9 protein-coding genes are annotated in these 9,817 nt (G+C 33.8%); 4 read left to right on the top strand and 5 right to left on the bottom strand.

Annotated features, from left to right (window positions below):
- Nucleotides 1-508 precede the first annotated feature (508 nt).
- Nucleotides 509-1,246, bottom strand: a complete 738-nt coding sequence (locus GSA01S_RS01760; protein ID WP_066124241.1) for a copper homeostasis protein CutC — start codon at nt 1,244-1,246, stop codon at nt 509-511.
- 2 nt (nt 1,247-1,248) lie between these two features.
- On the bottom strand, nt 1,249-2,133 hold the full coding sequence (locus GSA01S_RS01755) for an ROK family protein (protein ID WP_066124240.1): 885 nt from the start codon (nt 2,131-2,133) through the stop codon (nt 1,249-1,251).
- A gap of 198 nt (nt 2,134-2,331) precedes the next feature.
- Here GSA01S_RS01755 and GSA01S_RS01750 point away from each other — a divergent pair, with 198 nt between their 5' ends.
- Together GSA01S_RS01750 and GSA01S_RS01745 are read left to right on the top strand one after the other, a co-directional pair.
- Nucleotides 2,332-3,312: a glycosylasparaginase gene (locus GSA01S_RS01750; protein ID WP_066124239.1), complete on the top strand. Its 981-nt coding sequence runs from the start codon at nt 2,332-2,334 to the stop codon at nt 3,310-3,312.
- Nucleotides 3,299-4,435 carry a M20/M25/M40 family metallo-hydrolase gene (locus tag GSA01S_RS01745; protein ID WP_066124237.1) on the top strand — a complete coding sequence of 379 codons (1,137 nt, stop codon included), beginning with the start codon at nt 3,299-3,301 and terminating at the stop codon, nt 4,433-4,435. The genes GSA01S_RS01750 and GSA01S_RS01745 overlap by 14 nt, the downstream gene beginning before the upstream one ends.
- A 53-nt stretch (nt 4,436-4,488) precedes the next feature.
- Here the strand turns inward: GSA01S_RS01745 and GSA01S_RS01740 are convergent, their stop codons facing one another.
- Genes GSA01S_RS01740 through GSA01S_RS01730 form a run of 3 tightly spaced genes read right to left on the bottom strand, consistent with a single transcriptional unit; the run spans nt 4,489 to nt 7,793 of the window.
- Nucleotides 4,489-6,687, bottom strand: coding sequence for an AraC family transcriptional regulator (locus GSA01S_RS01740; protein WP_066124234.1), 2,199 nt, complete (start codon nt 6,685-6,687; stop codon nt 4,489-4,491).
- Complete coding sequence (locus GSA01S_RS01735) at nt 6,687-7,304, bottom strand: DUF624 domain-containing protein (protein WP_066124232.1); 618 nt, start codon at nt 7,302-7,304, stop codon at nt 6,687-6,689. Before GSA01S_RS01735 ends, GSA01S_RS01740 begins: the two co-directional genes overlap by 1 nt.
- Nucleotides 7,305-7,307: 3 nt before the next feature.
- The gene (locus tag GSA01S_RS01730) at nt 7,308-7,793 is read right to left on the bottom strand and encodes a hypothetical protein (protein ID WP_066124230.1); all 486 of its coding nucleotides are present in this window, start codon (nt 7,791-7,793) and stop codon (nt 7,308-7,310) included.
- A gap of 151 nt (nt 7,794-7,944) precedes the next feature.
- Here GSA01S_RS01730 and GSA01S_RS01725 point away from each other — a divergent pair, with 151 nt between their 5' ends.
- Both GSA01S_RS01725 and GSA01S_RS01720 read left to right on the top strand, forming a co-directional pair.
- A complete protein-coding gene (locus GSA01S_RS01725; RefSeq protein ID WP_066124229.1) occupies nt 7,945-8,886 on the top strand; it encodes an ABC transporter permease in 942 nt (313 codons plus the stop codon).
- Nucleotides 8,887-8,916: 30 nt separating this feature from the next.
- Nucleotides 8,917-9,816, top strand: a complete 900-nt coding sequence (locus GSA01S_RS01720; protein ID WP_066124245.1) for a carbohydrate ABC transporter permease — start codon at nt 8,917-8,919, stop codon at nt 9,814-9,816.
- Nucleotide 9,817: the final 1 nt, after the last annotated feature.

The following is a 9,817-nucleotide window of genomic DNA, read 5'->3' as shown; positions in this document are numbered from 1 at the left end:
TTTTTTTAAAATTAATAAAAACCGAGAAACATCTCATCTTTTTGAAATGTTTGTCGGTTATTTTTGAGACTTTTTGCCCAGCCTCTCTTGAAAATTTATGAAAGCGAGATTCGAAGATTTTGCCTAATTTTTTGCCAAAAAAGTCGAATGAAAGCTTTTCATACCATTCATGTGTATTATTGAAAATTGACCAGTTGCAAAGATGGAAATAAGGATGATTGTGAAAATGAAAATGGAAGGAATGAAATAATTAAACATGAGTTTAAAAGACAAATAACCAATAAAGGTGAAAAAGTGTGTAGTAAAATATGTTAGGAAAGGACAAACAGCAAATGTGACTTAAAAAAAGCAAAACGTAAAAAAACAAAAATAGATGATGTGATAGAAATAGAGTTGAAGATTACAAAAGACAAACAAAAAATAAAATAATATAAAAAATTATTTTTTAATCAAAAAACCTCTAGTAACTTTTGAAGACTACCGCAAAAGTATACTAGAGAATAAATCCTTATTTTATAACAACTCGCACCAAACCTTGTACTTTATCCATTGAGACGACATCAAAGGCCAGTGGAGAAGGGGCATCGGTATAAGCATAGCTAACACCGTGATTTTCGGTTGTAGGGTCTAGGCGCCAATCTTTACAAGAAGAGTGAATATTGGTGATGCCGGTTGTTTGCATTAACTCTACGGCATTCTTCTCATTGACACCACTTCCCATTAAGAAAGTAACTTGTGCTCCGTATTGTGCTTGTATCGATGCGAGTCGTTCAACTGCTTGCGGCGCTTTTTCTTTTTGCCCACTCGTTAAGATACGGTCGATATTAAGTTCAATTAGGCCTTCTATACTGGCTTCATAATCATTGACCACATCAATCGCCCGGTGAAAGACCGCTTCTTTTTTATACTGATGAATCAGATTAATCATCTTTTGAGTTCGAATTTTATCAATAGTCAGATCTGGATTTAGAAAGCCAAAGGCAATGCCGTCAGCACCATTTTCAAGCAATAATTGACAATCAGCCATCATGACTTCAAATTCTTTCTCACTATAACAAAAGCCACCACCACGAGGACGTACCATACAAATCACTTTTAAGTCAGTATGACGTTTGGTTAGAGTTAAGCTCGCTAAACTTGGAGTCAGACCTCCAAGTGTCAGAGCAGCATTTAACTCAATTTGTTTGGCCCCACCATTATAGGCGGCTAAAGCATCTTCATAACTTCCACAACAGATTTCGAGCATGATTATTCTCCTTTATTCTTTCTATAGATATTTAACCAATGTTTACTGGCACCAATCAAATTAGCATTGTTTCCAAAGTGACAACGCGCTATTTTGGGGATTATGACATTTGAAGGGATTTTTTCAATGATTTCTTTTATTTTATTTTCTACTAATGGGATGAGTGTCAGTTCTTCACTAACGCCCCCACCAATTAAAATAACATCAGGATCTAATATATATTGCAAGTTGTAACATTGAACGGCTAATTTTTCAACAAACTCATTGACTACTTGTATAGCTTGAGGATTTCTTTGATGGTATCGATGGAAAATTTCGATTCCGCTAGTTGGTAGATCGAATTGATTGACCATCCCTTGGGTTGAGCCGACAATACTCCATATTTCCCATTGTTGATTGGACTGTTTAAATAAAGAATAACCAAATTCTCCTGCTAATAAGTGATTTCCTTTATATAATTGATTATTGATCATAATGGCGCCACCAATCGAAGTCCCAATAACAATCGATATGACATTTTGATATCCTTTGGCGGCGCCTAACCAATGTTCAGCTAATATTGAACAATTGCCATCATTTTCTACACTAACCGGTAATTTATATTGATTCATTAATAATTGGGGCATGGTTTTGCCGAAAGCTTCTAAAATCGGATTTCCATCGCCAATGGTTAAGTTTTCTTGACTTGCCAATCCAGTACAACTAATTGCAATTCCTTTGAAAGGATTTGTAGCATATATTTCAAGATGATTAAGTAATCTTGATTCAAAGGTTTCTAGTTCATGCATTAATGTTGGAAAGTGAGTTTGGTGTGACACTTGACCTTGTTCATCGACTAATCCTAATTTTACATTGGTTCCCCCAATATCAATTGCTAGTAATTGCATATTCCCCCTCCTTATAAGTCATTATCTTCATTGTATCAAATCATGATAACAGATAAAATGTTTTATTTCGGATATGATAAGGGAATTATTATGAGCGTGTTTTCCATATTTTTTATAAATCACATATACACACTAAGTGGGTAGTCTGTTAAGATAAAATTGAGAGCATTGAAATTATTTCCAAGGAGGTTATATTAAATGTGGGGAATGATTGGTACATGGCGGATGTCACTGGAAGGGATTACCAAAGCTAGCTTACAACTAAATCAAGGAATCTCAAGTGCAGATGCTGTGGAAATCGCAATAAAAAAAGTTGAGGATTTTCCTTTCTTTAAATCAGTAGGTTATGGAGGTTTACCGAATGAATTAATGGAAGTTGAATTGGATGCCGCTTTTATGGATGGTGATAATTTTGATATTGGGGCAGTGGGTGGCATTATGGATTTTGCTAATCCAATCGCGATTGCACGTTCGTTAAGTCAATACCCTGTAAATAATTTTTTGATTGGTGATGGTGCTGAACGATACGCTAGTCAGATGGGATTCGAAAGAAAAACAATGTTGACTGAAAGAGCTAAAATTCATTATCATAATCGTTTATTTGAGGATAAGCAACAAGAATTAAAGCCTTATATCGGTCATGATACGGTTGGCATTGTCGGTCTTGATCAAGCTGGAAAATTAGTAGCAGGAACGAGCTCAAGTGGTTTATTTATGAAGAAAAAAGGTCGTTTGGGCGATTCACCAATTATTGGTTCGGGGCTTTATGCAGATAGTGAAATTGGTGCTGCAACCGCAACGGGATTAGGAGAAGATTTGATGAAAGGCGTTATTTCATATGAGATTGTAAGGCTTATGGAGTCTGGACTTTCCCCACAAGCAGCCTGCGAAACAGCGGTGAACAATACGATGCAAAAGTTGACTAAAAAACGTCAAAAAGTGGGCGATCTATCAGTAGTAGCAATGGATAAATCAGGTAATTGGGGAGCAGCGACTAATATCGATAATTTTTCAATTGTAGTTGCCACCCAAACTTTATCACCGACAGTTTATTTAGTGCATCAAATTGAAGCGGGGCATTGTCAAATTGAGCCAGCTAGTACTGAGTGGCTTGAAAACTACATGAAGACGCGTACCGCACCATTGGAAAGAAAAGGGATGTCAGATGAATCAAATTGAAGCAAAAATCATTGCGAGATGTAAAGAAATTAGACAAGAGTTAATCACGGCAATTCAACAAATTGTGCAAATACCGAGTATTAAATCCGCACCTTTAGAAGATGCGCCTTATGGTAAATCGATTAAACAAGCGCTAGATCATACACTCTCCTTAGCAGAATCATTTGGATTTGAAACTCAAAACATAGGAAACCAAGTAGGGTTTGCTCATTGGGGACATAATACAGAGTATATTGGCATCATGGGTCACTTGGATGTTGTGGACGTTGAAGACGGTTGGCTAGTGCCACCTTTTAGTGGGGAAATTGTTGAGGATAAGATTATCAGTCGTGGTGTTTTAGATAACAAAGGACCCATTTATACCAACCTTTTTGCCTTAAAAGTGGTTAAAGAGATTTGTGAGGAAGAGGACATTCAGCTACCTTTAGCCATTCGTATTATTTTTGGGTGTGATGAAGAAAGTGGCTTTCATGATGTCCCACACTATCTAGCAAATGAACAGCCGCCTAAATATGGCTATACACCGGATTGTAAATATCCGCCAGTTTATAGTGAACGGGGCCGGTTAAGAGTGCGCTTAAGTGCCTCGATCCAAGATTTAGCTATTTTCTCAAAAGTCCTGACTGAGTATTTTTTACAAGCGAATGGTTCAGGGGATCGTCTTGGGATTGCGACCGAACATGCGGATTATGGTAAGTTAGAGATGAGAGGCTACCAATTAACTTCAGACAATCAACTAGTGACGTTCATGTTTTCAGTTAGCTATCCGCCGACGCTTACCGATACCGAGTTAATCGAACGTATTCAAGCGAAATTATCGAATTACCCGATAACAGTAGCAGCAGTATCCAATTGGCAACCGGTAGTATTTGACAAGGCCCATCCTCAAATCAAGATTATGTCCCAGAGTTATCAGGAAATTACCGGTATGGATGGCACACCCGTAACCACCACCGGAGGGACCTATGCTAAATTAATCCCGAATATCGTGCCCTTTGGACCTAGTTTTCCTGGTCAAAAAGGGATTGCTCATCAACCAAATGAATATTGGGATTTGGAAGATATATTTCTTAATCTTGAAATATATGCGCTAACGATGTATCGTCTCGCACAATTAGGATAAAAATAAACTTTCGACAGGATGGAGTACATTACATTCTGCCGAAAGTTTGATTTTTAAACTTTATTTTTATACTGAGTTCTATATTGTCCAGGTGTACAACCAAAAAAAGTTCTAAATTGTCTAGTAAAGTTTGAAGCATCTAAGTAACCGGAATTACGAATAATATCTTTAATAGTTAATTCAGTTGACACCAGTTGTTCTTTCACATAATTGAAACGCAATTGTTGTACATACTTACTGAAAGTAATCCCAACTTTTTCCTTTAATACTTGGTTAATCGCATTAACGGAAACATTTAAATCATCAGCTAACTGTTCAATGCTAAAGTCAATGTTACGATAATGAGCTAAAATATGAGTAATGACTTCGTTATTTTGATCTTGTTCCTTTTTCTCAAGGATAGTTTGCATCTGTTCACAAATATAATTGGCAAAATCTAATAATGGTTGTTTTGCGTTATAGGGATTAAAATTAGCTCCTAATTGATCATAAATCGATTGAGGAATTTTAATCTGGTGTTCTGTGGCATATTTCATCAAGCAATTAACAATTTCGTATAAGAGTGTTTTTGACATTATTTGATTAGTAGTAGGGTATTTGGCGATTTCTATGATTTCTTCTACGGAGCTCTGACAAGTACTACTATTTCCATTTTCGATTGAATTTCTTAGTTTAATTAAATTAGTTGAGAAAATGTAATTAGCATCAGTTTCCTCTGTCTGTTCATTGATATTAAAAAAAAAATTGGAGTCAGATTCGTCAAATTTTGTCGAATCCTTTTCAAGTAAATACAAAGTATCTAAATAGGAAGAGTAGAAGTCTTGTATTTGATAACCGGCTCTACCAACAAGTAATGAAAAGTTTTCTAATTCTTCTTGTAACATATAGTGATATATCGTTTCACAAATCGTGGTCGGATTAATATACTTGGCATCATAATGACAAAAGATGAGTTGATATTGTTTGATAAAGCGTTCATTAACGAGAAAAGCTTCAAAGTTTTCTGTTTCAAAAGGAAATATATCATCCAATTGTTCCATTAATTCATTTGAATTGATGATGATAGTAAAATATTTTGATTGATCAAACGTTTTAAGATTCGTCATCATAAATTGTTGATCCGTTTCATTCAAGGTATTCCCTTCTAAAACACTTTTATATAAAGAATTAATATACTGATTTTTTTGTCTTTCTAATTGTAGTGATAATTCATTTTGATTTTCAATCATTAAATCAATATTACTCTGTAAGTGGCGATAGATATTCGTATCATCTGCATGAACATTTACTTCATTGGGTAAGATTGTTCGTAGACTATCGGCAATATTTTTTACTGGGCGATATTGTCGATTAGTAAAGAACCAAGAAATCCATAAGCCAACAGAACTCAAAGCAACGATTCCAAAATAAAATAGGAATTTTAAACGATTGAGAGGGGCTTTAAATGTGTTTTTATTAATTAAAGTTACGATTTTAAAAGGAACCCCTATAGTGTCGTAGCTAATAATGTAATCTTTTTCTGCGGTGAGTGTCTTATAATTTTCGTTAGCTTGATGTTGTTTCGCAAGTTGTAAGGTTTCTTCGGTTATATCTTTAGAACTATATAGAAAGTCATTTTTATGATTAAGTAGGACGATATCGTGTTCATATTCTGACGAAAAATGTTTTACAAAACGTGGTGAATTAATAAAATAGATTACTTTCCCACTTTTATAATTGCTAGCTTTTAAATTTGATATAAAAACTAATTGCGGTGTGTTGACTTTTTTGATTAGAAATAAACCATAAGCGTCTGAGTTAAGTAAGTGATTAAATTCTGCAAATGAATCTTGATCAATTCTTAATTTTTGATTCATAATCGCATCTGAATTATAGAACCCTTGGGAAGAATAATAATAGTCATCTCCTAAAGGATAATAGAGTATCATTTCATCGATATTAGAATTAATGTTAGCATATTGCTTTAATAACTCAGAAGTTTCATTCAGTACCGCTCGATTGGTTACATAATAACGAGTGAGCTTTGGATGATTGCTAATATTATTTGTCATTTGATTTAAGCTGATAATCGTATCATAAATATTATTCTCAGTTTTGAGTATGCTGTTTTTTTCATATTGTTCTAATTGTTCTTGTGTATTGACAATAAAGTAATGATGTAAAAGGAGCGATAAACAAAAGAAAGGAATAAAGAAGACAAGAATGTACGGCAATAAAAAATAAAATTTTGATTTAAAATTGCGTTTTAACATTAAGAACCTCCATTCATTTGATTTCGCTCGAGTTTGGTCACTGCTTGGTAGCTAAACCAGGCAAAAGGGAACAGGATTAGCGGAATCGATGCAAAAATAGCAAGGAAAGGGAAGAGGGCTAAGATGGCGATTGCTAAGGCCGCTCCAATGATTCCTGCAATCAATTCAGGTATCGAACACAGTAATAGGAAAAATGCTTGTTTGAAATGATTTTTTATTGATAAATCATAGCGAATTAAACTTGCGAAGCTATAAATAAAAATCCCAAATAAAATAATCCCGATAAACAGTAAAAAAAGGCTGAGCCATGGCCAATTTAATACTTTTAAAGTTAATAAAATTTCATAGCTGATTAGTAGGATGAGTGCTAATAAAATAAATCCTAAGATATTAGCAGTTTTAAAATATTCCTGCCATTTTTTGGTAAATTGTGTAATTTTGGGTTCCTTATCATCACTAAATGAATGGAAGTAAAGATCCCAAATGCTTACCATAGCAGGAAATAAGCCTAATATCACACCACCTCTTAAAATGTGTATTATTGCTAAAACATGTAATTTCAAAATATTCAAGATAAAATTACCTAATTTAACTGTTAAATCCGTTAGTTTATTCATCGTTTATTCCTTCGCATAATTAAATTTTGTATTTTCCATCATACTTTCCGCTATTAACCACTGATCATTAACTTTGATAAAAGTCATACCAACTGTGGCTTCATGATTGCGATAATCGGCTTCATTGTGATTTTCACTTTGTTGTACGACTCTTAACTTGACTCTTTCAGGGGTTTGTTCAACGACTTCAATTGAAATCAGTTCGATGTGTAAATCATATTTTTCAAAGAAAGAGCGTATCTCTTTTTCGGTTTCCTTTCGAGCAGAAGGAATGAGTGTATTAATATAGTGATCGATGTTTTCTTCGTTTGAAGCTTTAATATTACTTTTTAGAGTAGCAACGACGCTTTTGAGTGGTGTTTCGTCAACAATGTGTCCGCTTACGAGAAAATCATCTATTATTATCCTATCACTTTTTAAACTTTTTAACAAACGTGGTGCGAATAACAATAATAAAAGTAGTAAGAAGATAAGTAAATATTTTTTCATGAGCCTCTCCTTTCTGTGATAGCTATATTATAAAACATTATGAAAATGGTTACAATAAAACCGATAGAATACACATGATCTTAAAAACCACATATTGATAATATGTTGAAAGCGTTTTAAGATAGTGTTATGAGAAGAAAGGGTGAAATTTATGGAACTATCACAACCAATTCGTCGTGTGAATAAAGAAAAGACGATATGGCAAAAAATTTATCACAGTCGTTATTTATACCTCTTTGCATTTCCTGCATTTCTATATTTTTTAATATTTGCGTATTTTCCAATGTATGGGGTTATTATCGCTTTTAAAGATTATATGCCTTCATTAGGTATTTTAGGTAGTCCGTGGGTAGGTTTTAAACATTTTCAAAGATTTTTCAATTCATATTATTTTTGGGATTTAATTAAAAATACTGTCGGCATTAATGTTTATTCATTAATCGTTGGGTTTCCATTGCCAATTATTTTGGCGTTAGCATTGAATGAAGTTAAAGATGGCTTTGCTAAAAAGTTTGTCCAAACAGCAACCTATGCACCCAATTTTATTTCTGTTGTGGTTATTTCAGGGATGATTATTTCATTCTTATCACCTTCAACCGGGATTATTAACCATTTCTTAAGTTTTTTAGGATTTGAACGCACTGCATTTTTACAAGATCCACGATGGTTTAAAACTATTTACGTTTTATCAGGTGTTTGGCAATCAACAGGTTGGGGCTCAGTCATTTACTTTGCGGTATTATCTGGTGTCGATGAACAATTACATGAAGCTGCAACGATTGATGGGGCAACTAGATGGCAACGTAATTGGTACATTAATATTCCAACCATTATTCCAACGATGGTTATTTTGTTAATTATGAATTTCGGTTCTTTAATGGCAATGGGCTTTGAGAAAATTATTTTATTACAAAACCCTTTAAATATGGAATCATCCAATGTTATTGCGACTTTTGTTTACAAGCAAGGTTTACTTGATGCACAATACAGCTTTGCCGCTGCGGTTGGCTTATTTAATGCTCTTATTAATATGATTTTACTGGTCATTGTAAATCAAATTGCTAAAAAAGTTAGTCAAACTTCATTATTCTAGAAAGGAGTGGTTTAATTGTTTGGTAAAAAAATGTTATTTAAAGACCGTGTATATTTATTTTTTGTTTACCTTTACCTATTAATTGCTTTAATACTGGTCCTGTATCCATTAATTTATATATTGAGTGCTTCTGTCAGCAATCCTTATCATGTGAATTCTGGAGAGATGTGGTTATTTCCGAAGGAATTTACTTGGATGGGTTATGAAGCAATTTTTGAAAACAAACAGATTTGGACAGGGTATAAAAATACTATTATTTATACTTTATTAGGAACTGCGATTAACTTAATGGTTACAATTCCTTGTGCTTATGCATTGGCAAGAAAAGATTTTTTTGGACGTAATTTTCTAATGAATTTTATGATAGTTCCAATGTTTATCAGCGGCGGGATGATTCCAACTTATTTATTAATGCGTAATTTAGGCTTGCTAGACACTATTTGGGCGATGGTCTTACCTGGAGCAGCTTCAATGTACAATATTGTTGTGACTCGAACTTTTTTTGAAACAAATGTACCACGTGAATTAGAGGAAGCAGCGATTATCGATGGGTGTAATGATTTAACAATGTTTATCAAAATTATCTTACCATTATCCATGCCGATTATAGCAGTTATGGGATTGTTTTATGGTGTTGGACACTGGAATAGTTTCTTTGGTGCATTAATTTACTTATCAGACAAAGCAAAATATCCATTACAAATGATTTTAAGAGAAATATTAGTGTTACAAGATCTTTCGTCAACTGGTAGTGCCACTTCAAGTATGATGAACTCATCAATGGCAGAGTTAGCTTATTCAAAACAACAGCTAAGTGAAGTCATTAAATACGGTGTTATGATTGTTTCAACATTACCTATTATCATTGTGTATCCATTTTTACAAAAATACTTTGTAAAAGGGGTTATGGTTGGTTCACTGAAAGGATAAG

Origin of the sequence: Globicatella sanguinis NBRC 15551 (genome assembly GCF_001552295.1) — a bacterium.
GTDB classification, from domain to species: Bacteria; Bacillota; Bacilli; order Lactobacillales; family Aerococcaceae; genus Globicatella; species Globicatella sanguinis.
Note: the sequence above shows the minus strand (reverse complement) of the source record. Positions and strands in the feature narration are given on the sequence as shown.